The organism is Pseudomonas sp. yb_5 (assembly GCF_043103865.1).
GTDB classification, from domain to species: domain Bacteria; phylum Pseudomonadota; class Gammaproteobacteria; order Pseudomonadales; family Pseudomonadaceae; genus Aquipseudomonas; species Aquipseudomonas putida_Y.
This window is the reverse complement of the sequence record NZ_JBICKE010000125.1, coordinates 25,453-51,383: the sequence shown is the minus strand read 5'-3', so window position 1 is coordinate 51,383 and position 25,931 is coordinate 25,453. Positions and strand designations below refer to the sequence as shown.

Annotated in this window: 22 protein-coding genes; 9 read left to right on the top strand and 13 right to left on the bottom strand. The window is 62.5% G+C overall.

Annotation, left to right across the window (positions count from 1 at the left end):
* Positions 1 to 108: 108 nt before the first annotated feature.
* The 8 genes from ACF8GF_RS22470 to ACF8GF_RS22435 all read right to left on the bottom strand — a co-directional run bounded on the left by ACF8GF_RS22470 (position 109) and on the right by ACF8GF_RS22435 (position 10,149).
* Positions 109 to 2,073, bottom strand: a complete 1,965-nt coding sequence (locus tag ACF8GF_RS22470; RefSeq protein ID WP_392488508.1) for a DNA topoisomerase III — start codon at positions 2,071 to 2,073, stop codon at positions 109 to 111.
* Positions 2,074 to 2,280: 207 nt separating this feature from the next.
* Entirely contained in the window at positions 2,281 to 2,709 is a 429-nt protein-coding gene (locus tag ACF8GF_RS22465) for a GNAT family N-acetyltransferase (protein WP_003251237.1), read from the bottom strand.
* Positions 2,702 to 3,868 (bottom strand): cupin domain-containing protein, encoded by a 1,167-nt coding sequence (locus tag ACF8GF_RS22460; RefSeq protein WP_176682271.1) that lies wholly within the window; start codon positions 3,866 to 3,868, stop codon positions 2,702 to 2,704. The genes ACF8GF_RS22465 and ACF8GF_RS22460 overlap by 8 nt, the downstream gene beginning before the upstream one ends.
* 81 nt (positions 3,869 to 3,949) lie before the next feature.
* Complete coding sequence (purB, locus tag ACF8GF_RS22455) at positions 3,950 to 5,320, bottom strand: adenylosuccinate lyase (RefSeq protein ID WP_003251234.1); 1,371 nt, start codon at positions 5,318 to 5,320, stop codon at positions 3,950 to 3,952.
* A 215-nt stretch (positions 5,321 to 5,535) separates the two neighbouring features.
* Positions 5,536 to 6,162 carry a high frequency lysogenization protein HflD gene (hflD, locus tag ACF8GF_RS22450; RefSeq protein WP_010954818.1) on the bottom strand — a complete coding sequence of 209 codons (627 nt, stop codon included), beginning with the start codon at positions 6,160 to 6,162 and terminating at the stop codon, positions 5,536 to 5,538.
* The gene (mnmA, locus tag ACF8GF_RS22445; RefSeq protein ID WP_176682272.1) at positions 6,159 to 7,283 is read right to left on the bottom strand and encodes a tRNA 2-thiouridine(34) synthase MnmA; all 1,125 of its coding nucleotides are present in this window, start codon (positions 7,281 to 7,283) and stop codon (positions 6,159 to 6,161) included. Before mnmA ends, hflD begins: the two co-directional genes overlap by 4 nt.
* 59 nt (positions 7,284 to 7,342) lie before the next feature.
* Positions 7,343 to 7,783, bottom strand: coding sequence for an NUDIX hydrolase (locus tag ACF8GF_RS22440; protein WP_176682273.1), 441 nt, complete (start codon positions 7,781 to 7,783; stop codon positions 7,343 to 7,345).
* A gap of 140 nt (positions 7,784 to 7,923) precedes the next feature.
* Positions 7,924 to 10,149, bottom strand: a complete 2,226-nt coding sequence (locus tag ACF8GF_RS22435; RefSeq protein ID WP_392462020.1) for an NADP-dependent isocitrate dehydrogenase — start codon at positions 10,147 to 10,149, stop codon at positions 7,924 to 7,926.
* Positions 10,150 to 10,562: 413 nt separating this feature from the next.
* On the opposite strand from ACF8GF_RS22435, the gene icd reads away from it, so the two are divergent.
* On the top strand, positions 10,563 to 11,819 hold the full coding sequence (gene icd, locus ACF8GF_RS22430) for an NADP-dependent isocitrate dehydrogenase (protein WP_176682275.1): 1,257 nt from the start codon (positions 10,563 to 10,565) through the stop codon (positions 11,817 to 11,819).
* Positions 11,820 to 11,890: 71 nt separating this feature from the next.
* On the opposite strand, the gene cspD is transcribed toward icd, so the two are convergent.
* Positions 11,891 to 12,157 (bottom strand): cold shock domain-containing protein CspD, encoded by a 267-nt coding sequence (gene cspD, locus ACF8GF_RS22425; protein WP_176682276.1) that lies wholly within the window; start codon positions 12,155 to 12,157, stop codon positions 11,891 to 11,893.
* A 230-nt stretch (positions 12,158 to 12,387) separates the two neighbouring features.
* Between cspD and clpS the strand changes: the two genes are divergently transcribed.
* A complete protein-coding gene (gene clpS / locus ACF8GF_RS22420) occupies positions 12,388 to 12,750 on the top strand; it encodes an ATP-dependent Clp protease adapter ClpS (protein WP_003251220.1) in 363 nt (120 codons plus the stop codon).
* Between the two features lie 30 nt (positions 12,751 to 12,780).
* Complete coding sequence (gene clpA, locus ACF8GF_RS22415) at positions 12,781 to 15,051, top strand: ATP-dependent Clp protease ATP-binding subunit ClpA (RefSeq protein WP_012051826.1); 2,271 nt, start codon at positions 12,781 to 12,783, stop codon at positions 15,049 to 15,051.
* Between the two features lie 85 nt (positions 15,052 to 15,136).
* Here the strand turns inward: clpA and infA are convergent, their stop codons facing one another.
* The 3 genes from infA to aat form a co-directional block, all read right to left on the bottom strand.
* Positions 15,137 to 15,355: a translation initiation factor IF-1 gene (gene infA / locus ACF8GF_RS22410; RefSeq protein WP_002553999.1), complete on the bottom strand. Its 219-nt coding sequence runs from the start codon at positions 15,353 to 15,355 to the stop codon at positions 15,137 to 15,139.
* A gap of 101 nt (positions 15,356 to 15,456) precedes the next feature.
* Entirely contained in the window at positions 15,457 to 16,164 is a 708-nt protein-coding gene (locus tag ACF8GF_RS22405; protein WP_176682277.1) for an arginyltransferase, read from the bottom strand.
* A gap of 56 nt (positions 16,165 to 16,220) precedes the next feature.
* Positions 16,221 to 16,901 (bottom strand): leucyl/phenylalanyl-tRNA--protein transferase, encoded by a 681-nt coding sequence (aat, locus tag ACF8GF_RS22400; protein ID WP_176682278.1) that lies wholly within the window; start codon positions 16,899 to 16,901, stop codon positions 16,221 to 16,223.
* 395 nt (positions 16,902 to 17,296) lie between these two features.
* Here aat and ACF8GF_RS22395 point away from each other — a divergent pair, with 395 nt between their 5' ends.
* The 6 genes from ACF8GF_RS22395 to cysG all read left to right on the top strand — a co-directional run bounded on the left by ACF8GF_RS22395 (position 17,297) and on the right by cysG (position 24,887).
* Positions 17,297 to 19,789 (top strand): DNA translocase FtsK, encoded by a 2,493-nt coding sequence (locus ACF8GF_RS22395; RefSeq protein ID WP_176682279.1) that lies wholly within the window; start codon positions 17,297 to 17,299, stop codon positions 19,787 to 19,789.
* Positions 19,790 to 19,851: 62 nt separating this feature from the next.
* Positions 19,852 to 20,475 carry an outer membrane lipoprotein chaperone LolA gene (gene lolA, locus ACF8GF_RS22390; RefSeq protein WP_176682280.1) on the top strand — a complete coding sequence of 208 codons (624 nt, stop codon included), beginning with the start codon at positions 19,852 to 19,854 and terminating at the stop codon, positions 20,473 to 20,475.
* A 12-nt stretch (positions 20,476 to 20,487) separates the two neighbouring features.
* Positions 20,488 to 21,813, top strand: a complete 1,326-nt coding sequence (locus ACF8GF_RS22385; protein WP_176682281.1) for a replication-associated recombination protein A — start codon at positions 20,488 to 20,490, stop codon at positions 21,811 to 21,813.
* Positions 21,810 to 22,184 carry a fluoride efflux transporter CrcB gene (gene crcB, locus ACF8GF_RS22380; RefSeq protein WP_176682282.1) on the top strand — a complete coding sequence of 125 codons (375 nt, stop codon included), beginning with the start codon at positions 21,810 to 21,812 and terminating at the stop codon, positions 22,182 to 22,184. The genes ACF8GF_RS22385 and crcB overlap by 4 nt, the downstream gene beginning before the upstream one ends.
* Positions 22,185 to 22,214: 30 nt before the next feature.
* Entirely contained in the window at positions 22,215 to 23,495 is a 1,281-nt protein-coding gene (gene serS / locus ACF8GF_RS22375) for a serine--tRNA ligase (protein ID WP_392488506.1), read from the top strand.
* Positions 23,496 to 24,887, top strand: a complete 1,392-nt coding sequence (cysG, locus tag ACF8GF_RS22370; RefSeq protein WP_209967035.1) for a siroheme synthase CysG — start codon at positions 23,496 to 23,498, stop codon at positions 24,885 to 24,887. It abuts the gene before it with no gap.
* A gap of 33 nt (positions 24,888 to 24,920) precedes the next feature.
* Here cysG and ACF8GF_RS22365 read toward each other — a convergent pair whose 3' ends face one another.
* A complete protein-coding gene (locus ACF8GF_RS22365) occupies positions 24,921 to 25,880 on the bottom strand; it encodes a glutathione S-transferase family protein (protein WP_392488505.1) in 960 nt (319 codons plus the stop codon).
* Positions 25,881 to 25,931: the final 51 nt, after the last annotated feature.

Here is a 25,931-nt window from a genome sequence, read left to right as displayed (position 1 = left end):
GAAAAGTTAGCAGTTAAATTTCATGTTGCCAATGTGTTGGTCGGGGTTTGTGGTTTGCCTGTGGTTAATGTGTTGCCTGGGCTGGCCTCTTCGCGGGTGAACCCGCTCCTACAGGGGGGCTTGCTTTTTCCGCGCCTGCCGTGGCTTGCTCGGAGTTGCCTTGTTTCCAGCCGCTTTGCTTTTGCCACCTCCACCGCGACGTTTCTTCTTCCAGGACGGCGCCGCCCCGGCCGCTGGCCCGCTGATGGTCATGCGCATGCCGCTGCAACGCTCTACCAGCTTGCCCATCCACGCCGACTGCCGGGCGACGAACTCTTCCAGGGTCATCTCGCCGCTTTGCACCATGTCCAGCGCCTGCTCCCAGATTGCCGTGGTGCCGGGGTCGGCGATGGCCCGGGGAACGGCGTCGATCAGGCTGAAGGCCGCAGGTGTGGCCGACAGCGCCTTGCCGTTCTTTACCAGGTAACCGCGGTCGAGCAGGCCCTGGATAATGCTGGCGCGGGTGGCCTCGGTGCCGATGCCGGTGGTTTCCTTGAGCTTCTGCTTCAGCCGAGGGTCATCCACCAGCTTGGCCACGTTCTTCATCGCTTTGATCAGGTCGCCTTCGGTAAACGGCTTGGGTGGCTGGGTCCACAGGTCTTTCAACTGCAGGCCGTGTACGTTGCAGTCCTGGCCTTCGCGCAGCGCTGGCAACACCTGGGCCGGGGGTGCCTCGCGGCCTTTGGCCGGGGTCAGCGCTTCGGGCAAGGCGCGGCGCCAGCCCGGCTCGACGATCTGTTTGCCCACAGCACGCAGCGCATGACCTGCGCAGTCGAAGTCGGCCTGGGTGCGGTCGTATTCATGGTTGGGCAGGAACTGCGCCAGATAGCGGGCGCGGATCAGGGTATACACGGCCTTGTGTTTGGCCGGCAGGCGCGAGGGGTCGCTGGCGGCGACGGTGGGAATGATGCCATGGTGAGCGCTGACTTTGGCGTCGTTCCACGCCCGCGATCGGCGTTGCGGCTCCAGGTAGGGCTGCAGCGGCGCCAGGCTGGCATCGGCCCGTTGCAGGGCGGCGAGGATGGCGGGTGCCTCGACGTGCTGGCTTTGTGGCAAATAGCCGCAATCGCTGCGCGGGTAGGTGATCAGTTTGTGGGTTTCGTACAGTGCCTGGGCAATGTCGAGGGTTTCCTGGGCGCCGAGGCCGAACTTTTTCGAGCACAGCTCCTGCAGGGTGCCAAGGTCGAAGGGCAGCGGTGCTGCTTCGCGCACACGCTCGGTCGCTACCTTTACCGCTCGGGCAGTGCCGGCATGGCCGATGTCGGTGGCGGCCTGCTGTGCCAGGCCTTGCTTCAGGCAGCGGCCTTGGTCATCGCAGGCGTCTTCGGGGGCGCGCCATTGGGCATTGAAGCGTTGGCCGGCGTGTTCCAGTTGCACCTCGATGGCCCAGAACGGCACCGGCACGAAGTCGGCGATGCTGCGATCGCGGTCGACCACCAGGCGCAAGGTCGGCGTTTGCACGCGGCCTACCGGCAGCACACCCTGGTAGCCGGATTGGCGGCCCAGCAAGGTGAACAGCCGGCTCATGTTCATGCCGATCAGCCAGTCGGCGCGCGAACGCCCCAGCGCCGAGTGGTACAGGTTGAACGTCTCGTGGCCTGGCAGCAGGCGCGCCAGGGCCTTGCGGATGGAGGCGTCATCCAGCGCCGACAGCCACAGGCGCTGCACCGGGCCCCGGTAGCGGCAATGCTCGACCAGCTCGCGGGCAATCATTTCGCCTTCGCGGTCGGCGTCGGTGGCAATCACCAGTTCCCGCGCTTCACCGAGCAGGCGCTTGACCGCCTTGAACTGGCTGGCGGTCTTGGGCTTTACCAGCATCTTCCATTTGTCTGGAATGATCGGCAGGTCGGCCAGGTTCCAGCGCTTGTAACGTTCGTCGTAGCTGTCGGGCGGTGCGGTTTCCAGCAGGTGGCCGATGCACCAGGTGACGCAGATGTCGGTGCCTTGCCAGCAGCCGTCGCCTTTGCGGTTGGCGCCGAGCACTTTGGCGATGTCTTTTGCCTGGGAGGGTTTTTCACAGAGGAACAGGCGCATGGCCGGGACGCTTCATCGGGGTGGTGGGCCATAGGATGCGCAAGCGGGGGCGCAGAGGCAAGTTTTATCTGGATGGATGTACAGGTTTTTGTCAGGAGAAGTGTCTTTACCTGTGCCGGCCTCTTCGCGGGCAAGCCCGCTCCCACATGAATCGTATTCCCATGCAGGAGCGGGCTTGTCCGCGAAGCGGCCAGTGCAGGTTATGGATCAGGCGCGCGAGTCGCGCACCATGTCGACATGCGGGATGCCAGCTTCGAGGAATTCCTCGCTGACTACGCGAAAGCCCAGCCGCTCATAGAACGGCGTGGCGTGCACCTGGGCGCTGAGCATCTGCTGTTTCAGGTCGCGGTTCTGCGCTTCGACGATGACCGCATTGACCAACGCATCGCCCACCTTCAGGCCGCGCCAGTCCTTGAGCACCGAGATGCGCCCGATGGTGCCGTCGGCCAGCAGGCGCGCAGTACCGATCGGATAGTCGCCTTCCAGGGCCAGGAAGTGCAAGGCGTCCTGATCTTCCGAGTCGAACTCCAGCTCTGGCGGAATGTGCTGCTCGGCGACGAACACGGCTTCACGGATACGGCGGATGTCGGCGTTGTCTTTGTGCCAATCGGCGAGGCGAACGCTGATCTTATTCATTGGCGAAACCCAGGCTCCCTTGTTTGACCAGCTGCTGTACCAGCATAAGGCCATCTTCGTCCTGCAGCCACTCGGCCAGGTTATCGATGTGCAAGGCGTCGGCCGCGCATACCAGCTTCAGCAGCTCGCGCAGTTTGCCGGGCAGTGGGCAACTACGGCCGCTGGCGAACAGCAGCAGGTCATCTTCGAATTCGGACCAGGCCAGGCGTGCGCTGGGGTTGCGGATCAGGATGGCGCCTTGCTCAAGGGCATTGATCAGCTCTTCCTCGCTCAGCTCTTCGCCAACGATCTGTTCGGGGTAGCGTGGCTCGGTCATGAACTGGCCGAACCAGGTCAGCAGCAGGTCCTTGTCGCCCATGTGCTTGTCGAGCAGCGCCTTGAGGCGGTCGAGGGCATCGTGCTGGATCTGGTGCGGGTCGCTGACCGGCTGGGCGTCGGCGTCGCTGTAGCGCTCTTCGTCGGGCAGGAACTGGCCGAGGAAGTCGGTGAAATGGGTCAGCACTTCGGCAGCGCTCGGTGCGCGGAAGCCTACCGAGTAGGTCAGGCAGTCGTCCACGGCCACGCCGTAGTGGGCCAGGCGCGGTGGCAGGTAGAGCATGTCGCCAGGCTCCAGGGTCCACTCGCCGCTCTGCTCGAACTCGGCCAGGATACGCAGGTCGGCGTGCTCCAGCAGCGGGCTGTCACTGCTGCACATCTGGCCGATCTTCCAGTTGCGCTGGCCGTGGCCTTGCAGCAGGAACACATCGTAGTTGTCGAAGTGCGGGCCGACGCTACCACCCGGGGCGGCGAAGCTGATCATCACGTCATCGATACGCCAGCTGGGCAGGAAGCGGAAGTTTTCCAGCAGTTCGGCCACTTCCGGAACGAACTGGTCAACGGCCTGTACCAGCAGAGTCCAGTCTTTTTCCGGCAGTTCGGCGAAGGTGTCTTCGCCGAACGGGCCGCGGCGCAGCTCCCACGGATGCGCGCCGTGCTCCAGCACGATACGCGACTCGACTTCATCTTCCAGGGCCAGGCCGGCGAGCTCGTCGGGGTCGATCGGGCTGATGAAGTCCGGGAAGGCCTGGCGCACCAGCAGCGGCTTCTTCTGCCAGTAGTCGCGCATGAATTCGCGGGCCGAGATGCCGCCGAGCAGCTGCAGTGGAGTATCAGGATTCATGTTCAACCTATTGAAAAAACGTAATTTTCGTACGGGAATAAAAACGCCCGGCCAGGCCGGGCGTTGTACGCGACGCTCAGCTTAGATGCGTTTGGCCTGGGCTGCCGCGTTACCGATGTAGGTAGCGGGGGTCAGCTGCTTGAGCTCGGCCTTGGCTTCGGCTGGCATGTCCAGGCCGTCGATGAAGGTCAGCAGCGCTTCTGGGGTGATGCCCTTGCCACGGGTCAGCTCTTTGAGCTTCTCGTAAGGGTTTTCGATGTTGAAGCGGCGCATCACGGTCTGGATCGGCTCGGCCAGCACTTCCCAGCAGGCGTCCAGGTCGGCGGCGATGCGAGCTTCGTTGACTTCCAGCTTGCCGATGCCTTTCAGGCTGGCCTCGAAGGCAATGACGCTGTGGGCAAAGCCCACGCCCAGGTTGCGCAGCACGGTGGAGTCGGTCAGGTCACGCTGCCAGCGCGAGATCGGCAGCTTGCTGGCCAGGTGCTGGAACAGCGCGTTGGCGATGCCCAGGTTGCCTTCGGAGTTTTCGAAGTCGATCGGGTTGACCTTGTGCGGCATGGTCGACGAACCGATTTCGCCGGCGACGGTCTTCTGCTTGAAGTAACCCAGCGAAATGTAGCCCCACACATCACGGTCGAAGTCGATCAGGATGGTGTTGAAGCGGGCGATGGCGTCGAACAGCTCGGCGATGTAGTCGTGCGGCTCGATCTGGGTGGTGTACGGGTTGAACTGCAGGCCCAGTTCGTCTTCGATGAAGGCGCGGGCGTTCTCTTCCCAGTCGATCTGTGAGTAGGCCGACAGGTGGGCGTTGTAGTTGCCCACGGCGCCGTTGATCTTGCCCAGCAGCGGTACGGCGGCAACCTGGGCGATCTGGCGCTCCAGGCGATACACGACGTTGGCCAGTTCTTTACCCAGGGTGGTCGGCGAAGCCGGCTGGCCGTGGGTGCGCGACAGCATTGGCACTTCGGCGTGGGCGTGGGCCAGGGCGCGGATGGCGTCGGCGACCTGGCGCATCAGCGGCAGCAGCACTTCGTCACGGCCGGCGCGCAGCATCAGGGCGTGGGACAGGTTGTTGATGTCCTCGCTGGTGCAGGCGAAGTGGATGAACTCGCTGACCTTGGCCAGCTCAGGCAGCTTGGCGGCCTGCTCCTTGAGGAGGTATTCAATGGCCTTGACGTCGTGGTTGGTGGTGCGCTCGATTTCCTTGACGCGCTCGGCGTGCTCCAGCTTGAAATCGTTGGCCAGGCTGTCCAGCAGGGCGTTGGCTTCGGCGGAGAACGCCGGCACTTCGCCGATTTGCGGGTGGGCGGCCAGGCGCTGCAGCCAGCGCACTTCGACCAGGGCGCGGAAACGGATCAGGCCGAATTCGCTGAAAATGGGGCGCAAGGCCTGGGTTTTGCCGGCATAACGGCCGTCTACAGGGGAAACCGCAGTGAGCGAAGAAAGCTGCATGGGGTGTTCTCGGACAGTCAGGCTTTTGGAAGGGCGCATATCATACATGAAAAATGCGCCAGGGTCGGGTGGCTGACCAAAGGTCGGCCCAATTTGGATCAGGTGGCAGACCCTGTGGGAGCGGGCATGTCCGCGAACACCGGCGTAGCCGGTGCCATACACCGCGTCGCCTGCTTCGCGGGCATGCCCGCTCCCACAAAGGGCAGCCCAGCCCGTCAGTTCGGGCTGCGCATCATGTCGTACAGTTCGTTCAGCAACTTGCGCCGGCTGAACACCAGTTGCCAACGGTGCCCGCCCAGCTGCCGCCACAGTCGCGCGGCGCGGATGCCGGCCAGCAGCAGGGCGCGGATCTTCGAGGCGTTGTTGGGCTGCTGCAGGAAGCGCATGTCGCCGTGCACCTGGATGCGCTGGCGCAAGGTGCTCAGGGTGTCCTGGTACAAGGCTCCACTGGAAGCGATGACGTTTTCGTGAACCAGGCCGAAATGCTCGGCCTGCGACTGGATTTGCGGCAGGCGGTTGCCGATGGTGTCCAGCAGGTCGCCACGCTTGTTCAGCTGGCGCTCCAGGCCCAGCATCGACAGGGCGTAGCGCAGCGGCTCGCGCTGCAGGCTGTTGGGGTCGCGCTCGAGGGCGCCGATCAGTGCCCGGTAGCCGTCGCGCAGGTTCAGGTCGTCACCGCCGAACACCTCCAGGGTGTCCTTGGGGTCGCGCACCAGCAGGCTGCCCAGCATGCAGCCGATATTGGCTTCACTGGCCTGGCCGGTGCGGGCGATGCGGTCGACCAGCACGGCGGCCTGGAACACGCCACCCAACGCAATCAGCTGCTCCTGCAGGTTGCTCATGCGCGCGGGCTCCATGGCTCGGCAGCCTCGATCACGCCACCGCCCAGGCACACTTCGCCGTCGTAGAACACCACCGACTGGCCCGGCGTAACGGCGCGCTGAGGCTCGTCGAACACGGCGCGGTAGCCGCTGGCGGTGCGTTCCAGGGTGCATCGCTGGTCGCTCTGGCGGTAGCGCACCTTGGCAGTCAGCTGGCGCGGGCTGTCGAGGTCGACCGGGTTGACCCAGAAAATTTCCGAGGCCAGCAGGGCGCGGGAGAACAGCCATGGGTGCTCGTTGCCCTGGCCGACCACCAGCACGTTGCGAGCCAGGTCCTTGTGCAGCACGTACCACGGCTCGTCACTGGCATCCTTCAGGCCGCCAATGCCCAGGCCCTGACGCTGGCCGATGGTGTGGTACATCAGGCCATGGTGGCGGCCGATCACTTCACCTTCGGTGGTTTCAATGTCGCCCGGCTGGGCCGGCAGGTACTGCTTGAGGAAGTCGCTGAAGCGGCGCTCGCCAATGAAGCAGATGCCGGTGGAGTCTTTCTTCTTGGCGGTGGCCAGGCCGTGTTTCTCGGCAATGGCGCGTACTTCGGGTTTTTCCAGTTCGCCGACCGGGAACAGGGTGCGGGCAATTTCCTGGCCGCCGACGGCGTGCAGGAAGTAGCTCTGGTCCTTGTTCGGGTCCAGGCCCTTGAGCAGTTCGGTGAGCGCGCCAGTATCGCGGCGGCGCACGTAGTGGCCGGTGGCGATCAGGTCGGCACCCAGCGACAGGGCGTAGTCGAGAAACGCCTTGAACTTGATTTCGCGGTTGCAGAGGATATCGGGGTTAGGGGTGCGGCCAGCCTTGTATTCCTCAAGGAAGTGCTCGAACACGTTGTCCCAGTATTCGGCGGCGAAGTTGGCGGTGTGCAGCTTGATGCCGATACGGTCGCACACGGCCTGGGCGTCGGCCAGGTCTTCACGGGCGGTGCAGTATTCGGTGCCGTCGTCCTCTTCCCAGTTCTTCATGAACAGCCCTTCCACCTGGTAGCCCTGCTCGATGAGCAGAAGGGCTGAGACGGAAGAGTCCACGCCGCCGGACATGCCGACGATGACGCGGGTCTTGGCGGGGTCTTTAAGTGCTGGGCTGGTCATGGGTACCGGTGTGTATCAAGGGGGAAAAACGCCGATTCTATCAAACCCGTGGCGCCGCGTCAGTCGCGTAGCAGGTCGAGGCTGTGCAGCGGGCCTTTGAGGTAGTCATCAAGGCAGCGTGGCACCAGCTCGCTGCGCCAGCGAGTGGGGTCGGCCAGCAGTTCGTCGCGGGTCAGCCACACGGCGCGGACGATGTCGCTGTCCAGTGCCAGGTCGGCATGGTGGCGTACGGGGCGGGCGGCGAAGCAGACGCGCTGGTAGGTCACGCCGTTGCTGGGGGCGGTGTACAGGTAGATGCCGACCAGGCCGATCAGCTCGACCTCCCAGGCGGTTTCTTCCAAGGTTTCGCGCAGGGCGGCCTGGGACAGGGTCTCGTTGGGTTCGAGGTGGCCGGCAGGCTGGTTGAAGACGTGCTGGTTGGCTTTGAATTCCTCGACGAAGAGGAACTTGCCTTCGTGCTCGACGATGGTCGCTACGGTGATGTGGGGTTGCCAGGTCATTTGCCATGTCCTTTCAGGTTGCCGGGACCGCCTTGCGGTCCTTCGTGGGCTCGCCCGCGAAGGGCTGCGCAGCGGCCCCGATCCAGAAAGCACAAACCCCGGTGCGTGGCCGGGGTTTGTGCTGTTACTTCAAGCGAACCTTACAGGGCAGCGATGGCGCTGTTCAGGGTCTGGCTCGGGCGCATCACCTTGGCGGTCAGCTCGGCATCCGGGGCGTAGTAGCCGCCGATGTCGGCTGGCTTGCCCTGAACGGCGTTGAGCTCGGCGACGATGGTCGCTTCGTTCTCGGCCAGGGTTTTTGCCAGTGGTGCGAAGCGTGCCTGCAGGGCAGCGTCGTCCGTCTGAGCGGCCAAGGCTTCGGCCCAGTACAGGGTCAGGTAGAAGTGGCTACCGCGGTTGTCGATACCGCCGACTTTGCGCGACGGCGACTTGTTGGTGTCGAGGAACTTGCCGGTAGCCTGGTCCAGGGTGTTGGCCAGAACCTTGGCGCGCGGGTTGTCGTAGGTGTTGCCCAGGTGCTCCAGGGAAGCGGCCAGGGCCAGGAATTCACCCAGCGAGTCCCAACGCAGGAAGTTCTCTTCAACCAGCTGCTGCACGTGCTTCGGAGCCGAACCGCCGGCGCCGGTTTCGAACAGGCCACCGCCGTTCATCAGTGGCACGATCGACAGCATCTTGGCGCTGGTGCCCAGTTCCATGATCGGGAACAGGTCGGTCAGGTAGTCGCGCAGCACGTTGCCGGTCACCGAGATGGTGTCCTTGCCTTCGCGGATGCGGGCCAGGGAGAACTTGATGGCGTCGACCGGTGCCAGGATGCGGATATCCAGGCCGGTGGTGTCGTGATCTTTCAGGTACTGCTGCACCTTCTCGATCATGACTCCGTCGTGGGCGCGAGCCGGGTCCAGCCAGAACACCGCCGGGGTGTTGCTCAGGCGGGCACGGTTGACGGCCAGCTTGACCCAGTCCTGGATCGGCGCGTCCTTGGTCTGGCACATGCGGAAGATGTCACCGGCTTCGACGTTCTGCTCCAGTACGACGTTGCCCTTGCCATCGACTACGCGAACCACGCCGTCAGCCTTGATCTGGAAGGTCTTGTCGTGGGAGCCGTACTCTTCGGCCTTTTGCGCCATCAGGCCAACGTTCGGCACGCTGCCCATGGTGGTCGGGTCGAAGGCACCGTTGGCCTTGCAGTCTTCGATGGTGGCCTGGTAGATGCCGGCATAGCAGCGGTCCGGGATCACGGCCTTGGCGTCTTGCAGTTCGCCTGCGGTGTTCCACATCTTGCCCGAGTCACGGATCATGGCCGGCATCGAGGCGTCGACGATCACGTCGCTCGGCACGTGCAGGTTGGTGATGCCTTTGTCGGAGTTGACCATGGCCAGGGCCGGGCGCTCGGCGTACAGGGCCTGGATGTCGGCTTCGATCTCGGCCTGCTTGTCGGCTGGCAGGTCCTTGATACGGGCGTACAGGTCGCCGATACCGTTGTTGGCGTTGAAGCCTACTTCGGCCAGGGCAGCGGCGTGCTTGGTCAGCACGTCGTTGTAGAATTCTTCGACGATGACGCCGAACATGATCGGGTCGGAGACCTTCATCATGGTGGCTTTCAGGTGCACCGACAGCAGCACGCCGGCGGCCTTGGCATCGGCGATCTGCTCGGCGATGAAGGCTTTCAGGGCCTTGCGGCTCATGGTGGCGCAGTCGATGACTTCGGCGGCTTTGACGGCGGTCTTTTCTTTCAGCACGGTGGTGCTGCCGTCTTTGCCGACCAGCTCGATGCGCAGGCTGTCGTCAGCTTCGATCAGTGCGGCTTTTTCGCTGCCGTAGAAGTCGCCCTGGGTCATGTGGGCAACGTGCGACTTGGAGTCAGCGGCCCAGGCGCCCATCTTGTGTGGGTGCTTGCGGGCGTAGTTCTTGACCGACAGCGGCGCGCGGCGGTCGGAGTTGCCTTCGCGCAGCACCGGGTTCACGGCGGAGCCCTTGATGCGGTCGTAGCGGGCACGGGATTCTTTTTCTTCCGCGGTGGCCGGCTCGTCGGCGTAGTCAGGGATGTTGAAGCCCTTGCCTTGCAGTTCCTTGATCGCGGCTTTGAGCTGCGGTACCGAGGCGCTGATGTTCGGCAGCTTGATGATGTTGGCTTCAGGGGTGGTAGCCAGCTGGCCCAGTTCCGCCAGGTGATCGCCTACTTGCTTCTCTGCGCCCAGTTGCTCCGGGAAGGCGGCAAGGATACGGCCAGCCAGGGAAATGTCGCGAGTTTCGACAGCGATGTCAGCCGAGGCGGTGAACGCTTCGATGATCGGCAGCAGCGAGTAAGTGGCGAGGGCGGGGGCTTCGTCGGTGAAGGTATAGATGATCTTGGAACGGGTGGGCATGCGGGTTAACTCTCTGTGTGCTGAGCGTGCTCGAGTCTCGTGGTGCGCAGGGTAGGCGCATCGCCCTGGCAGCGCCATGAGCGGAAAGTCGAGAGGCTGCGAGCGGTGATGGTGGATGCATCAGTCGAGCGTCAAGTGCTGGGGTGCGGTAACAACCCAGGCTTAGTGGCCGTTGATGGCCTAGGGCGGTCCGCATTTCCTGGGATTCGCCCCGATGACCCTTCGGTCGCGGCGGAGTATACCAAACCATTTGGGCTAATCAGCAAGGCCAAGTGATATCGGCCCATTTATAAGACCAAAGACTAAGCGGCAATGCGGCGGGTTGTCGCATGCCTTGCAGGTCGGCAGATGTGGTTTAGGCTCAGTGGATCGCACGATGTCCAAACCACACCCGACAGCGGAGTAGTGCAAGCATGGGATACCAGAAAATCAAGGTTCCGACCGACGGCAGCAAGATCACCGTCAATGCAGATCATTCGCTTAATGTGCCTGATCATCCGATCATTCCTTACATCGAAGGCGACGGGATCGGCGTCGATGTCTCGCCAGTGATGATCAAGGTGGTCGATGCCGCCGTGGAGAAGGCCTACGGCGGCAAGCGCAAGATTGCCTGGATGGAGGTGTACGCTGGCGAGAAAGCCACCCAGGTGTATGACCAGGATACCTGGCTACCACAGGAAACCCTCGATGCCGTGCGTGATTACGTGGTATCGATCAAGGGCCCGCTGACCACTCCGGTCGGTGGCGGCATCCGCTCACTCAACGTAGCCCTGCGCCAGCAACTGGACCTGTATGTGTGCCTGCGGCCGGTGTTGTGGTTCCAGGGTGTACCGAGCCCGGTGAAAAAGCCTGGCGACGTCGACATGGTGATTTTCCGCGAGAACTCCGAAGACATCTATGCCGGCATCGAGTGGAAGGCCGGATCGCCCGAGGCGAACAAGGTGATCAAGTTCCTGAAGGAGGAAATGGGTGTCACCAAGATCCGCTTCGACCAGGACTGCGGCATTGGCGTCAAGCCGGTGTCGAAGGAGGGTACCAAGCGACTGGTGCGCAAGGCCCTGCAGTACGTGGTGGATAACGACCGCGAATCGCTGACCCTGGTGCACAAGGGCAACATCATGAAGTTCACCGAAGGTGCCTTCAAGGACTGGGGCTACGAAGTGGCGCGTGATGAGTTCGGTGCTGAACTGCTCGATGGCGGCCCGTGGATGAAGTTCAAGAACCCCAAGACCGGCCGCGAGGTCATCGTCAAGGACGCCATTGCCGACGCCATGCTGCAGCAGATCCTGCTACGCCCGGCCGAGTACGACGTGATCGCCACCCTCAACCTCAACGGTGACTACCTGTCCGATGCCCTGGCGGCGGAAGTGGGCGGAATCGGCATTGCGCCGGGCGCCAACCTGTCCGACACCGTGGCCATGTTCGAGGCTACTCACGGCACTGCGCCCAAGTATGCCGGGCAGGACAAGGTCAACCCGGGCTCGGTGATCCTCTCGGCAGAGATGATGCTGCGCCACATGGGTTGGACCGAAGCCGCCGACCTGATCATCAAGGGTACCAATGGCGCTATTGCGGCCAAGACCGTGACCTACGATTTCGAGCGGCTGATGGACGGCGCCAGGCTGGTGAGCAGCTCAGGCTTTGGCGACGAAATGATCAAGCACATGTAAAGCAAGAGAAAACCGGCCGCCTCCTGTAAAGAAGCGGTCGGTTGCTTCGTATACCGGCACAGCGCAGGCAGTCAGGCTTTTGCGGTTTCGCTTTGCGGCTCGCCCAAGGATCTGGCAGCCTCTGCTGCTGCGGCCGCGGCATCCTTGATTTCGACGGCGTGCAAGCCTTTGGGGCCCTGGACGATGTCGAATACCACGGCCTGGCCTGCCTTCAGGGTCTTGTAACCGTCCATTCGGATGGCGGAATAATGGGCGAACAGGTCATCGGATTTACCTTCCTCATTGATGAATCCATAGCCCTTGGCATTGTTGAACCACTTGACTTTACCGCTTGCCATCCCTATGTCCCTCTGCAAAGGACTCCATCACTGGAGTATCATCCACTTCATCCGCATACGAACCTTGCGAAAAATCTGGTTGACTGCGCGGATCTTTATCGCCCACGGTGGGTTCTTATTGGTTGTAACACCGTTTTGCCGATAGTCAAGGTCACGCGGCGCCTGCGCTGGCGGTGGCCTGTGCAGTCAACCCGCAACCTTAACCTGACGCTCATGATGAAATTCTTTCCATGCATGCACCTAGTGAGATTCGACTAACATTCAATCAGGATCGCCCGCAATCGAATGAGGACGATGGCTCAGGTCTTGCAGTCCAGGAAGCCAAGCCGATCCTGCAGGCGCCACCGATGTACAAGGTGGTTTTGTTCAACGATGACTACACGCCAATGGATTTCGTCGTCGAAGTGCTCGAGACGTTCTTCAGTCTGAACCGCGAGCTGGCGACCAAGATCATGCTGACCGTCCATACCGAAGGGCGGGCAGTGTGCGGATTGTTTACCCGTGACATCGCCGAAACAAAGGCTATGCAGGTCAACCAATACGCCAGGGAAAGCCAGCATCCGCTACTCTGTGAAATCGAGAAGGACGGTTAATCGCCGACCACTTGGGTATGAGGTGAAGCTATGTTAAACCGCGAGCTCGAAGTCACCCTCAATCTTGCCTTCAAGGAGGCCCGTTCGAAGCGTCATGAGTTCATGACCGTCGAACATCTGCTGCTGGCACTCCTTGACAATGAGGCTGCCGCGACCGTTCTGCGCGCCTGTGGCGCCAATCTCGACAAGCTCAAGCACGACCTGCAAGAGTTCATCGATTCCACCACGCCGTTGATCCCTGTGAACGACGAAGACCGTGAAACCCAGCCGACCCTGGGCTTCCAGCGCGTGCTTCAGCGTGCCGTGTTCCACGTGCAAAGCTCTGGCAAGCGCGAAGTGACCGGCGCCAACGTGCTGGTGGCGATCTTCAGCGAACAGGAAAGCCAGGCCGTGTTCCTGCTCAAGCAGCAGAGCGTGGCCCGTATCGACGTGGTCAACTACATCGCCCATGGCATCTCCAAGGTGCCAGGGCATGGTGCGCAATCTGAAAGCGACCAGGACATGCAGGACGAAGAGGGCGGTGAAACCTCCTCTTCGAGCAACCCGCTGGACGCCTACGCCAGCAACCTGAACGAACTGGCCCGTGCTGGCCGTATCGACCCGCTGGTAGGTCGCGAGCAGGAAGTGGAGCGCGTGGCGCAAATCCTGGCCCGTCGGCGCAAGAACAACCCGCTGTTGGTGGGTGAGGCAGGCGTGGGCAAGACGGCCATCGCCGAAGGCCTGGCCAAGCGCATCGTCGATGGTCAGGTGCCTGACCTGCTGGCACAGAGCGTGGTGTACTCCCTCGATCTGGGTGCCTTGCTGGCCGGAACCAAGTACCGTGGTGACTTCGAGAAGCGCTTCAAGGCGCTGCTCGGTGAGCTGCGCAAGCGTCCGCAGGCCATCCTGTTCATCGACGAGATTCACACCATTATCGGTGCCGGCGCGGCGTCGGGCGGGGTGATGGATGCCTCCAATCTGCTCAAGCCGTTGCTGTCGTCGGGTGAAATCCGCTGCATCGGTTCGACCACGTTCCAGGAGTTTCGCGGCATCTTCGAGAAGGATCGTGCCTTGGCGCGTCGTTTCCAGAAGGTGGATGTCAGCGAGCCATCGGTCGAAGACACCGTGGGCATCCTGCGCGGCCTGAAAGGCCGTTTCGAAAGCCACCACAACATCGAGTACAGCGACGAAGCCCTGCGCGCCGCCGCCGAACTGGCCTCGCGCTACATCAATGACCGGCACATGCCTGACAAGGCCATTGATGTGATCGACGAGGCTGGTGCTTACCAGCGCCTGCAGCCGGAGGCCAATCGCGTCAAGCGCATCGATGTGCCGCAAGTGGAAGACATCGTTGCCAAGATCGCGAGAATTCCGCCGAAGCACGTCACCAGTTCCGACAAGGAGCTGCTGCGCAACCTTGAGCGCGACCTGAAACTGACCGTGTTTGGCCAGGACCAGGCAATCGACTCGCTGGCCACCGCGATCAAGTTGTCCCGTGCCGGCCTCAAGTCGCCAGACAAGCCGGTGGGTTCGTTCCTGTTCGCCGGCCCTACCGGCGTCGGCAAGACCGAAGCGGCGCGGCAGCTGGCCAAGGCACTGGGTGTGGAATTGGTGCGTTTCGACATGTCTGAGTACATGGAGCGCCACACCGTGTCGCGTTTGATTGGTGCGCCGCCGGGTTATGTCGGTTTTGACCAGGGTGGCTTGTTGACCGAGGCAATCACCAAACAGCCGCACTGCGTATTGTTGCTCGACGAAATCGAGAAGGCCCACCCGGAAGTCTTCAATCTGCTGCTGCAGGTGATGGATCACGGGACCCTGACCGACAACAACGGGCGCAAGGCCGACTTCCGTAACGTGATCCTGATCATGACCACCAACGCCGGTGCAGAAACCGCGGCGCGGGCGTCGATCGGCTTCACTCATCAGGACCACGCGTCCGATGCCATGGAAGTGATCCGCAAAAGCTTCACGCCAGAGTTCCGCAACCGTCTGGATACCATCATCCAGTTTGGCCGCCTGAGCACGGAGACGATCAAAAGCATCGTCGACAAGTTCCTTATCGAACTGCAGGCGCAGCTGGAAGACAAGCGTGTGCTGCTGGAGGTCAGCGATGAAGCGCGCGGTTGGCTGGCGGTGTCGGGCTATGACGTGCAGATGGGTGCGCGGCCAATGGCGCGGCTGATCCAGGACAAGATCAAGCGGCCGCTGGCCGAGGAGATCCTGTTTGGCGAGCTGGCCGAGCATGGTGGCGTGGTGCATGTCGACCTGCGCGATGGCGAACTGGTGTTCGACTTCGAAACCACGGCTGAGGTCGCGTGATGTGCAGGGGCTGCCTTGCAGCCCCTGCAATTTCTTGAGGCACAAAAAAGCCCGGCACCTGGCCGGGCTTTTTCATGGCTTGAGCTTAGCGCGCACGGTAGGTGATGCGGCCCTTGCTCAGGTCGTACGGCGTCAGCTCGACGCGGACCTTGTCGCCAGTGAGAATACGGATGTAGTTCTTGCGCATCTTTCCGGAGATGTGCGCGGTTACGACGTGCCCGTTTTCCAACTCCACGCGGAACATGGTGTTGGGCAGGGTGTCGACGACAGTACCTTCCATTTCGAAGCTGTCTTCTTTCGACATGCAGTTGAGCCCTCGGATCCAGTGTTAGCCCGACGCATATCCGCACCGGGCAAAAAAGTGGCGTGGATTATGCCGGAAAACTGCGTGTCAAGCCAATGCTTTCAGTTGAGGGTGACCCAGCGCTGGTTTATCAGCAACTCGATGGGGCGGTACTGCGTCTTGTAGTTCATCTTCTTGCAGTTCTTGATCCAGTAGCCCAGGTAAACCGCCTCCAGGTCCTGGCGCAGCGCTTCGGTGATCTGCCAGAGAATGGCGAAACGGCCAAGGCTGCGGCGCTCCTCGTCCGGCTCGTAGAAGGTGTACACCGCCGACAGGCCATTGGGTAGCAGGTCGCACACTGCCACCGCCATCAACCGGCCTTCCAGGCGAAACTCGTAGAACCAGCAGAACGGCAGGTCGCGCACCAGGAAGGTGGAGAACTGATCGCGGCTGGGCGGGTACATGTCGCCGTCGGCGTGGCGCGTTTCGATATAGCGCCGGTACAGCTCGAAATACTCTTCCCTGAACGCCGGGCGTGCTGCGGTTACGGTCAGGTCGGCGTTACGCTTGAGAATGCGCCGCTGCTGGCGGTTGGGGATGAAGCGCGCCGCCGGGATGCGCGCCGGCACGCAGGCATTGCAGTTCTGGCAGTGCGGGCGGTACAGGTGGTCGCCACTGCGGCGAAAGCCCATTTCCGATAAATCGGCGTACACATGCACGTCCATCGGCTGGCTGGGGTCGAGGAACAGCGTGGTCGCCTGCTCCTCCGGCAGGTAGCTGCAGGAGTGGGGCTGAGTGGCATAGAACTTCAACCGCGCCAACTCTGTCATGATCAACCCCTTCGGTGAGACTTTGAGTTAAGTGTAAGCCAGCTACGGGAACTCGCCTAGGCAACCCATGAAGCGCTATTGGGCTGGTCAAGGTGGTGTGCCAGGTAGCTGGCGAACTCGGCACGGCTGATGGCGTGGGCGCCCAGGCTGTGCAGGTGGTTGGTGGGCATCTGGCAGTCGATAAGCACGAAACCGGCGTCTCGCAGGTGGTTGACCAAGGTTACGAAACCGACCTTGGAGGCGTTGTCGGCGCGGCTGAACATCGATTCGCCAAAGAACAGCTGGCCCATGGCCAGGCCGTACAGGCCCCCAACCAGTTCGCCATCCTGGCGAACTTCAACCGAATGGGCGATGCCACGGCGGTGCAGTTCGCAGTAGGCGTTGCGCATGGTGTCGGTGATCCAGGTGCCGTCAGCGTAATCGCGCGGCGCGGCGCAGGCGGCGATCACGCCCGGGAAGTCGGTGTCGAAACTGACCTGGTAGCGGCCTTGGCGCATCAGCTTGGCCAGCGAGCGCGAGACATGCAACTGGTCAGGCAACAACACCGTGCGCGGGTCAGGTGACCACCACAGGATCGGCTGGCCGTCCTGGTACCACGGGAAGCAGCCGTGGCGATACGCCTGCACCAGGCGCTCGGGGCTCAGGTCTCCGCCGGCGGCCAGTAGGCCGTTGGGGTCGTGCAGCGCCTTTTCCAGGGGGGGGAAGGTCAGCGAGTCGCGGGTCAGCCAGGTGAGCATGGTCTATCGTGCGGTGGGGGAGGGGAGAGGGCAGCATGGCTTGGGTCAAAAGCGGGGTCAATCTCTTTGGGTGCCTCAACGCCGGAGCGGTCCCCTGCACAAGGCTACCCCTACAGAGGGGCACGGCAATTTAGGCAATTTCCTACACATTCATCAAACCGCAGGCACCATCGGCTACATTTGCTGTCACACCTGTGCAAAAACACAGCATAAGCCTTTGTCACAAAAGAAAATGCGTGCTCAAATTGCAGCTATACGAATTCGCCTCCGGCCAAACCCCCATACGGCGTGCCGCCATGGCGGCTGGCGGGCAGTAATGTTAAAAGTAGTGGTTCGTTGGTCGCGCAGCGGCCGATCACTATTGGACGCGCACCACGCGCAGGAATAGACGCGTTTTGAAGAAATCCACCGCAACTCCAGCTCCATTGCCTGTGCCACTGTGGCGGCAGCAGCTGCATTATCGCCTCAAGGAAGGTGCGTTGATCGCTGTCGGCGCCCTGTGCCTGTACCTGTGGATGGCGCTGCTGACCTACGACACCTCGGACCCGGGCTTCAGCCACACCAGCAACGTCGACCAGGTGCAGAATGCAGCCGGGCGTGCCGGTGCCTACTTTGCCGACATCCTGTTCATGGTGCTGGGTTACTTCGCCTATATTTTCCCGCTGCTGCTGGCGGTCAAGACCTGGCAGATTTTCCGCGAACGCCACCAGCCGTGGGACTGGAGCGGCTGGCTGTTCTCCTGGCGGCTGATTGGCCTGGTGTTCCTGGTGCTGTCTGGGGCGGCGCTGGCGCATATCCACTTCCACCCGTCAGCCGGCCTGCCGTTCTCCGCCGGTGGTGCGCTGGGCGAAAGCCTGGGTGACCTGGCGCGCAACCTGCTGAACGTGCAGGGCAGCACGCTGATGTTCATTGCCCTGTTCCTGTTCGGCCTGACCGTCTTCACCGACCTGTCGTGGTTCAAGGTGATGGACCTGACCGGCAAGATCACCCTCGACCTGTGCGAGCTGGTGCAAGGGGCTGCCACCCGCTGGTGGGAAGCGCGCAACGAGCGCAAGCGCCTTGAGGCGCAACTGCGCGAGGACGAACCGGTGTTCAAGGCCGCGCCGATGGCTGCCGAGAAGCGCGAGCCGGCCAAGCCTTCGCTGCGCGAGCGCATCCTCAAGCGTGAAGAAAAAACCGCCCAGCCGGTTGAGCCGACCCTTGCACGCGAACCGATTGTACCGCCGCGTGAAACGGCGTCTGAGGCATTGGCGCCGCGTGAAACCGTGGTGCCCCGCCAGCAGCACCCAGCGCCCACCATTGTGCCGCCGTCAGCCGCCAGGGCGCCGGAGCCGAGCAAGCGGGCGATGAAGGAAAAGCAGGCGCCGCTGTTCGTCGACAGCGCCGTGGAGGGCACCTTGCCTTCGATTTCCATTCTCGACCCGGCTGAACAGAAGAAGATCGAGTATTCGCCAGAATCCCTGGCCGGCGTCGGCCAGTTGCTGGAAATCAAGCTCAAGGAGTTCGGTGTGGAAGTGGCGGTGGATTCGATCCACCCCGGCCCGGTGATTACCCGTTACGAAATCCAGCCGGCCGCAGGCGTGAAGGTCAGTCGCATCGCCAACCTGGCCAAGGACCTGGCGCGTTCGCTGGCCGTGACCAGTGTGCGAGTGGTCGAGGTCATCCCTGGCAAGACCACAGTGGGTATCGAGATACCCAACGAAAACCGCCAGATGGTGCGCTTCTCCGAAGTGCTGGCCACGTCGCAGTATGACGAGCAGAAATCGCCCGTCACGTTGGCGCTGGGCCATGATATCGGCGGCAAGCCGGTGATCACCGACCTGGCCAAGATGCCCCACCTGTTGGTGGCCGGTACGACCGGTTCCGGTAAGTCGGTGGGTGTGAACGCGATGATTTTGTCGATCCTGTTCAAGTCCAGCCCGGAAGACGCGCGGCTGATCATGATCGACCCGAAAATGCTTGAATTGTCGATCTACGAAGGCATTCCGCACCTGCTGTGCCCGGTGGTCACCGACATGAAGGACGCCGCCAATGCCCTGCGCTGGAGCGTGGCCGAGATGGAGCGGCGCTACAAACTCATGGCGGCCATGGGCGTGCGTAACCTGGCCGGTTTCAATCGCAAGATCAAGGACGCCCAGGAGGCTGGCGAAATCATCCATGACCCGCTGTATCGCCGTGAGAGCATGGACGATGAGCCGCCTGCGTTGAAAACCCTGCCGACCATCGTGGTGGTGGTGGACGAATTCGCCGACATGATGATGATCGTCGGCAAGAAGGTCGAGGAGCTGATCGCCCGTATCGCGCAGAAGGCACGGGCGGCCGGTATTCATCTGATCCTCGCCACCCAGCGCCCGTCGGTGGACGTGATCACCGGCCTGATCAAGGCCAACATCCCGACCCGTATGGCGTTCCAGGTGTCGAGCAAGATCGACTCGCGTACCATCATCGACCAGGGCGGTGCCGAGCAGTTGCTGGGCCATGGCGACATGCTGTACATGCCGCCGGGCACCAGCCTGCCGATCCGGGTACACGGCGCATTCGTGTCCGACGACGAAGTGCACCGCACGGTAGAGGCTTGGAAGCTGCGTGGCGCCCCGGACTACAACGACGATATCCTCAACGGCGTCGAAGAAGCCGGTAGCGGCTTTGATGGCGGTGGCGGTGGTGGCGACGGTGACGATGCCGAAACCGACGCCCTGTATGATGAAGCGGTGCAATTCGTGCTTGAGAGCCGTCGTGCCTCCATTTCTGCCGTGCAACGCAAGCTGAAGATCGGCTACAACCGTGCCGCGCGCATGATCGAGTCGATGGAGATGGCCGGCGTTGTCACCCCGATGAACAGCAACGGCTCGCGGGAAGTGATTGCCCCGGGCGGCCCGCGCGACTGATGAACACCCTGCCGGGCGCCAACGGTGGCGTCCGGCCTTTTCAACGCTCAATGAGGATTCCCATGCGCGCGATTCGCATGCTGTTGGTTTCTGCCCTGACCCTGGGCTCGGTTACTGCTTATGCCGGTGAGCAAGACGTACAACGCCTGACGCAGCTGCTGGAAAAGTCGCAGACCATCGAGGCCAACTTCTCCCAGCTGACCCTGGGCGCCGATGGCACCAGCTTGCAGGAAACCTCGGGCAAGATGGCGGTCAAGCGCCCTGGCCTGTTCTACTGGCATACCGATGCGCCACAGGAGCAAGTGGTGGTCTCGGACGGCAAGAACGTCACCCTGTGGGACCCGGACCTGGAGCAGGCCACCATCAAGAAGCTCGACGTGCGGCTGAACCAGACCCCAGCCCTGTTGCTGTCCGGTGATGTGTCGAAGATCAGCCAGAGCTTTGACATTGCGTCCAAGGAGCAGGGCGAAGTGATGGACTTCACCCTCAAGCCAAAGACCAAGGACACCCTGTTCGACTCGCTGCGCGTGTCGTTCCGCAAAGGCCTGATCAACGACATGCAACTGATCGACAGCGTCGGCCAGCGCACCAACATCCTGTTCAATGGCGTCAAGGCCAACCAGGCGGTGCCGGACAGCAAGTTCAAGTTCGACATCCCCAAGGGCGCGGATGTGATCAAGGAGTAACCAGAGCTCGCCATGGACCTGTTTCGAAGCGAACCCGTCGCCCAGCCCCTGGCCGCCCGTCTGCGCCCCTCCAGCCTGGACGAGTACGTCGGCCAGGAGCACCTGCTGGCGCGCGGCAAACCGCTGCGCGAGGCGCTGGAGCAAGGTGCGCTGCATTCGATGATCTTCTGGGGCCCTCCCGGGGTCGGCAAGACCACGCTGGCGCGGTTGCTGGCGCAGTTCTGTGATGCGCACTTCGAAACGGTGTCGGCAGTGCTGGCCGGGGTGAAAGAGATCCGCCAGGCGGTGGAGGTGGCCAAACAGCAGGCTGGCCAATATGGCCGTCGCACCATCCTGTTCGTTGACGAGGTGCACCGCTTCAACAAGTCGCAGCAGGACGCCTTTTTGCCCTATGTCGAGGACGGCACCCTGCTGTTCATCGGTGCCACCACCGAAAACCCGTCGTTCGAGCTGAACAATGCGCTGCTGTCGCGGGCGCGGGTGTATGTGCTCAAGAGCCTGGACGAAGCGGCCCTGCGCAAGCTGGTCAACCGTGCGCTGACAGAAGAGCGTGGCCTGGGCAAGCGTAACCTGCGGGTGGGCGACGACGCCTTCAAGATGCTGATGGCCGCCGCCGACGGCGATGGCCGGCGCATGCTCAACTTCCTCGAGAACGCCTCGGACCTGGCTGAAGACGGCAGCGAGATCGACGTCGAGATGCTGCAGAGCCTGCTGGGTGACAGTCGCCGCCGTTTCGACAAGGGCGGCGAGGCGTTCTACGACCAGATATCCGCGCTGCACAAGTCGGTGCGCGGCTCCAACCCCGATGGCGCCCTGTACTGGTTTGCACGCATGCTCGACGGCGGCTGCGATCCGTTGTACATCGCCCGCCGTGTGGTGCGCATGGCCAGCGAGGACATCGGCAATGCTGACCCGCGTGCGCTTAGCCTGTGCCTGGCAGCCTGGGATGTGCAGGAGCGCCTTGGCAGTCCCGAGGGCGAGTTGGCGGTGGCCCAGGCCATCACCTACCTGGCCTGTGCGCCCAAGAGCAACGCGGTGTACGTGGGCTTCAAGACTGCCCTGCGCGAAGCGGCCGAGCACGGTTCGCTGGAGGTGCCGTTGCACCTGCGCAATGCCCCGACCAAGCTGATGAAGCAGTTGGGCTATGGCGACGAGTACCGCTATGCCCACGATGAACCCGACGCCTACGCTGCTGGTGAGGATTACTTCCCCGACGAGCTGGAGCCACGCCAGTACTATCAGCCGGTGCCCCGTGGCCTGGAACTGAAAATTGGCGAGAAGCTGCGCCACCTGGCCGATCTCGACCGCAACAGCCCCCGCCAGCGGAGAAAATCATGATTGCACTTATCGCCGCGGTCAGCGCGGGTGGTATCGCCGGTACCTTGTTGCGCTTTGCTACCACCAACTGGGTGGCGGCCCACTGGCCACGGCACTTCTATGTCGGTACGCTGGCGGTCAACCTGGTTGGCTGCCTGCTGATCGGCTTGCTCTATGGCCTGTTCTTGCACAAGCCGCTGGCGCCGGTTGAGTTGCGCGCCAGCCTGATTGTCGGCTTTCTCGGTGGCCTGACGACCTTTTCCTCCTTCTCGCTCGATACCGTGCGCCTGATGGAAAGCGGGCAAGTGCCCCTTGCCTTGGGCTATACCAGTATCAGCGTGGTGGGCGGGCTGCTCGCAACCTGGGCTGGCTTGTCCCTGACCCGATTCTGAACCAACACCTACACATAACGAGAGAACGATATGCTCGATTCCAAACTGTTACGCGGCCAACTTCAGGAAGTGGCGGACCGCCTGGCCTCCCGTGGCTTCAGCCTGGATGTCGCGCGCATCGAATCACTGGAAGAGCGCCGCAAGGCGGTGCAGACCCGCACCGAACAACTGCAGGCTGAGCGTAACGCCCGTTCCAAGTCCATCGGCCAGGCCAAGGCCAAGGGCGAAGACATCGCCCCGCTGATGGCTGACGTCGAGCGCATGGCCAACGAACTGACTGCCGGCAAGGCCGAGCTGGACGCCATTCAGGCCGAGCTGGATGGCATCCTGTTGACCATTCCCAACCTGCCGGACGCCAGCGTACCGGTCGGTGCCAGCGAAGACGACAACGTCGAAGTGCGCCGTTGGGGCACGCCGAAGGCGTTCGACTTCGAAATCAAGGACCATGTGGCCCTTGGTGAAATCAGCGGTGGCCTGGACTTCGAAGCGGCTGCCAAGCTGTCCGGCGCCCGTTTTGCTGTGCTGCGTGGTCCGGTTGCCCGTCTGCATCGCGCCCTGGCGCAGTTCATGATCAACCTGCACACCGGCGAACATGGCTACGAGGAACACTACACCCCGTACATGGTGCAGGCCCCGGCGCTGCAGGGCACTGGCCAGTTGCCGAAATTCGAGGAAGACCTGTTCAAGATCACCCGTGAAGGTGAGGCAGACTTCTACCTGATTCCGACCGCCGAAGTGTCGCTGACCAACCTGGTGGCGGGTGAAATCCTCGACGCCAAGCAGTTGCCACTGAAACTGGTTGCCCACACCCCATGCTTCCGCAGCGAAGCCGGCGCGTCCGGCCGTGACACCCGCGGCATGATCCGCCAGCACCAGTTCGACAAAGTCGAGATGGTGCAGGTGGTAGAGCCGGCCAAGTCGATGGCGGCCCTGGAAGGCCTGACTGCCAACGCCGAGCGTGTGCTGCAGTTGCTTGAGCTGCCATACCGCGTGCTGGCCCTGTGCACTGGCGACATGGGCTTTGGTGCGGTGAAAACCTACGACCTGGAAGTGTGGGTGCCAAGCCAGGACAAGTACCGCGAGATCAGCTCGTGCTCCAACTGCGGTGACTTCCAGGCGCGCCGCATGCAGGCTCGCTGGCGCAACCCGGAAACCGGCAAACCAGAGCTTGTACACACGCTCAACGGTTCCGGTCTGGCCGTAGGCCGTACCCTGGTTGCGGTGCTGGAAAACTACCAGCAGGCCGACGGTTCGATCCTGGTGCCGGAAGTGCTGAAACCGTACATGGGCGGCGTCGAGGTCATCCGCTAAATGGATTACCTGCCGCTGTTCCACAAGCTACAGGGCGGCCGTGTGCTGGTCGTCGGTGGCGGTGAGATCGCCTTGCGCAAGGCGCGCCTGCTGGCCGATGCCGGCGGTGTGCTGCGCGTGGTGGCACCGGACGTCGACGGCCAGTTGGCCGCGTTGGCCCGGGAAGGTGGCGGTGAGGTGCTGGTGCGTGGCTATCGGGCTGCTGACCTGGTCGGTTGCCGGCTGGTGATCGCGGCGACTGACGACCCTGGGCTGAATGCTCAGGTGTCGGCCGATGCGCAGGCCCTTAGCCTGCCGGTCAATGTGGTGGATGCGCCGGCCTTGTGTACGGTGATCTTCCCGGCGATCGTGGATCGTTCGCCGCTGGTAATTGCTGTTTCCAGCGGCGGTGACGCCCCGGTACTGGCGCGCCTGATTCGAGCCAAGCTCGAGGCGTGGATCCCTTCGGCCTATGGTGAGCTGGCCGGGCTGGCGGCACGCTTCCGGCACAAGGTCAAATCCCTGTACCCGGACGTCAACCAGCGTCGAGGCTTCTGGGAGACCGTATTCCAGGGGCCGATCGCCGAGCGTCAGCTGGCCGGGCAGGGTGCTGAAGCCGAACGTCTGTTGCAGGCGATGGTAGACGGCGCACCGGTGCAGCAGGGCGGTGAGGTGTATTTGGTTGGTGCAGGCCCGGGTGATCCGGACTTGCTGACCTTCCGTGCCTTGCGCCTGATGCAGCAGGCCGACGTGGTGCTGTACGACCGCCTGGTTGCACCCGCCATCATCGATATGTGTCGTCGTGATGCCGAGCGCATCTATGTAGGCAAGCGCCGCGCTGACCATTCTGTGCCGCAGGACCAGATCAACCGCCTGTTGGTCGACCTGGCCCGGCAGGGCAAGCGGGTGCTGCGCCTGAAGGGTGGCGACCCGTTCATCTTCGGCCGGGGCGGCGAAGAGATCGAAGAGCTGGCCGAGCATGGCATTCCGTTCCAGGTGGTGCCGGGTATTACTGCGGCCAGCGGCTGCTCCGCGTATGGCGGCATTCCGCTGACTCACCGTGATTACGCCCAATCGGTACGCTTCGTCACCGGGCACCTCAAGGATGGCACCAGCAACCTGCCGTGGAATGACCTGGTGGCGCCGGCGCAGACCTTGGTGTTCTACATGGGGTTGGTGGGCTTGCCGACCATCTGTGCCGAGCTGATTCGCCATGGGCGTGCCGCGAGTACCCCGGCGGCGTTGGTGCAGCAGGGGACCACGCGTAATCAGCGAGTATTCACCGGTACCTTGGCGGACCTGCCAGACCTGGTGGCCCAGCATGAGGTGCATGCGCCGACCCTGGTGATTGTGGGGGAGGTGGTGCAGTTGCGTGACAAGCTGGCCTGGTTCGAAGGTTCACAGAACAGCTGAAATCGTTGGGGCTGCAAAGCAGCCCCGGCTTCCTCAAGCCTGCCAGATCCCTTTGCCCACCAACCGTTCTCGATCATGCGGCAAGCCAAAGTCCTGCAAAGGCCCTTTGGGTACAATCCCGTTCGGGTTGATGGTCTTGTGGCTCATGTAATAGTGCTTCTGGATATGCTCCATGTTCACCGTACCTGCCACCCCTGGCCATTGGTACAGCTCACGCAGCCAGTTCGACAGGTTGTGGTAGTCGCTCAGGCGGCGCAGGTTGCACTTGAAGTGCCCGTGGTACACCGCGTCGAAGCGCACCAGTGTAGTGAACAGGCGTACATCAGCCTCGGTCAGGTACTCACCCGCCAGGTAGCGATTGCGGCCTAGCAAGGCTTCCAGGTAATCCAGTTCGTTGAACACATCGTCAAAGGCAGCCTCGTAGGCGTCTTGCGTGGTGGCAAAGCCTGCGCGGTACACACCGTTGTTCACCGCTGGGTAGATACGCTCGTTCAGTGCTTCGATAGTCGGGCGCAGCGATGCGGGGTAAAGGTCCAGGGTATTGCCAGTCAGCTCGTTGAACGCGCTGTTGAATATGCGGATGATTTCTGCAGACTCATTGTTGACGATGCACTTCTCTTTCTTGTCCCACAGCACTGGTACCGTCACGCGCCCCGTATAGTGCGGGTCATCCTGCGTATAGCGTTGGTGCAGGTACTGCAGGGCGTCGAGGTGGTCCCCGCTGGAGCCTTGCTGTTGGTCGAAGGTCCAGCCATGGTCCTGCATCAGCCAACTGACCACCGACACGTCGATCAATGGCTCCAGGCCTTTCAGCGCACGAACGATCAGGGTGCGGTGGGCCCATGGGCAGGCCAGCGACACGTACAGGTGGTAGCGGCCTGCCTCGGGGGCGGGCAGCTGATTGCGGCGCTGGGCGTTCTCTCGCTTGAACGTGCCGTCTTTGCCGTTTTCATACCACTGGTCGTGCCAGCGGCCATCGATCAATAGGCCCATGGTGAGCTCCTGAAACAAGTTGTTTGTCGTTGGAGCCCAGTCTAGGGAAAA

Bases quoted from the DNA above. Each gene is read 5' to 3' on its own strand.
- ACF8GF_RS22470 (WP_392488508.1), bottom strand. From the start codon at position 2,073: ATGCGCCTGTTCCTCTGTGAAAAACCCTCCCAGGCAAAAGACATCGCC.
- ACF8GF_RS22465 (WP_003251237.1), bottom strand. From the start codon at position 2,709: ATGAATAAGATCAGCGTTCGCCTCGCCGATTGGCACAAAGACAACGCC.
- ACF8GF_RS22460 (WP_176682271.1), bottom strand. From the start codon at position 3,868: ATGAATCCTGATACTCCACTGCAGCTGCTCGGCGGCATCTCGGCCCGC.
- purB (WP_003251234.1), bottom strand. From the start codon at position 5,320: ATGCAGCTTTCTTCGCTCACTGCGGTTTCCCCTGTAGACGGCCGTTAT.
- hflD (WP_010954818.1), bottom strand. From the start codon at position 6,162: ATGAGCAACCTGCAGGAGCAGCTGATTGCGTTGGGTGGCGTGTTCCAG.
- mnmA (WP_176682272.1), bottom strand. From the start codon at position 7,283: ATGACCAGCCCAGCACTTAAAGACCCCGCCAAGACCCGCGTCATCGTC.
- ACF8GF_RS22440 (WP_176682273.1), bottom strand. From the start codon at position 7,783: ATGACCTGGCAACCCCACATCACCGTAGCGACCATCGTCGAGCACGAA.
- ACF8GF_RS22435 (WP_392462020.1), bottom strand. From the start codon at position 10,149: ATGCCCACCCGTTCCAAGATCATCTATACCTTCACCGACGAAGCCCCC.
- icd (WP_176682275.1), top strand. From the start codon at position 10,563: ATGGGATACCAGAAAATCAAGGTTCCGACCGACGGCAGCAAGATCACC.
- cspD (WP_176682276.1), bottom strand. From the start codon at position 12,157: ATGGCAAGCGGTAAAGTCAAGTGGTTCAACAATGCCAAGGGCTATGGA.
- clpS (WP_003251220.1), top strand. From the start codon at position 12,388: ATGCATGCACCTAGTGAGATTCGACTAACATTCAATCAGGATCGCCCG.
- clpA (WP_012051826.1), top strand. From the start codon at position 12,781: ATGTTAAACCGCGAGCTCGAAGTCACCCTCAATCTTGCCTTCAAGGAG.
- infA (WP_002553999.1), bottom strand. From the start codon at position 15,355: ATGTCGAAAGAAGACAGCTTCGAAATGGAAGGTACTGTCGTCGACACC.
- ACF8GF_RS22405 (WP_176682277.1), bottom strand. From the start codon at position 16,164: ATGACAGAGTTGGCGCGGTTGAAGTTCTATGCCACTCAGCCCCACTCC.
- aat (WP_176682278.1), bottom strand. From the start codon at position 16,901: ATGCTCACCTGGCTGACCCGCGACTCGCTGACCTTCCCCCCCCTGGAA.
- lolA (WP_176682280.1), top strand. From the start codon at position 19,852: ATGCGCGCGATTCGCATGCTGTTGGTTTCTGCCCTGACCCTGGGCTCG.
- ACF8GF_RS22385 (WP_176682281.1), top strand. From the start codon at position 20,488: ATGGACCTGTTTCGAAGCGAACCCGTCGCCCAGCCCCTGGCCGCCCGT.
- crcB (WP_176682282.1), top strand. From the start codon at position 21,810: ATGATTGCACTTATCGCCGCGGTCAGCGCGGGTGGTATCGCCGGTACC.
- serS (WP_392488506.1), top strand. From the start codon at position 22,215: ATGCTCGATTCCAAACTGTTACGCGGCCAACTTCAGGAAGTGGCGGAC.
- cysG (WP_209967035.1), top strand. From the start codon at position 23,496: ATGGATTACCTGCCGCTGTTCCACAAGCTACAGGGCGGCCGTGTGCTG.
- ACF8GF_RS22365 (WP_392488505.1), bottom strand. From the start codon at position 25,880: ATGGGCCTATTGATCGATGGCCGCTGGCACGACCAGTGGTATGAAAAC.